This window comes from Leucobacter chromiiresistens, assembly GCF_001477055.1.
Taxonomy (GTDB): Bacteria; Actinomycetota; Actinomycetes; order Actinomycetales; family Microbacteriaceae; genus Leucobacter; species Leucobacter chromiiresistens_A.
In genome coordinates this window covers 1-675 of sequence record NZ_LDRK01000189.1, presented here as the reverse complement: position 1 = coordinate 675, position 675 = coordinate 1, and the positions used below count along the sequence as shown (strand labels likewise).

General features: G+C 75.6%; 1 pseudogene. It reads right to left on the bottom strand.

What is annotated here, in order from left to right:
* A pseudogene (locus NS354_RS13010) lies at nt 1-535 on the bottom strand (AAA family ATPase); the annotation flags it as partial.
* Nucleotides 536-675: the final 140 nt, after the last annotated feature.

Below are 675 nucleotides of genomic sequence, written 5' to 3'. Positions count from 1 at the left end.
CGAAGACCTCCGGGCGGAAGCGGGTCAGGGACTCCCGGATGCCCTGCAGCAGCTGCAGCTGCTCCTCCCACCGGCGCAGGCTGGCGCCCGGGCGCAGGCCGACGGACTCGAAGGCGGCCGCCACGGCCCGGGAGTGATCCCGCGTGGTCTGCAGCAGGTGGCGCACCAGGGCCCGGGCCTGCTGGGTGTCCTCGGCGCTGACCAGGCGAGCCCCGTACCAGGGGGCCTTGCGGGTGGCCGGGGAGAAGGCCCGCAGCTCCGCGGCCCGCTCCAGCTGGGCCACCGTCTCCCGGCGGTCCACGGTCGCATCCAGGACGGCGCGGGTGAAGCGCACGCGCGTGGCCGGGGCCGGATCCTTGGCGGTCAGCGCCGCGAGGGTCTGCATGGCCTGATACGGGGTGATGTCCCAGCGCTCCTCGCGCCGGTGCAGGGAGCGGACATGGCGGCGCAGGTTCTCCCGTGTGCGCACCAGCTTCTCCCGGTGCTCCTCCAGGCGCGGCGCCTCGCTGCGCTCCACCTCCACGAGGGTGCGCACCAGGTCCGCGCTCAGCTGCTCCAGGCTCGACCTGCGCCTCCAGCTCCAGCAGGTGCTGCCCCAACCCCAGCTCTCGGCGGCGGGCGACGGCGCTGGCGAGGCTCTCGCGCCGCTCGGCCAGGACCAGCACGGAGCGGCCC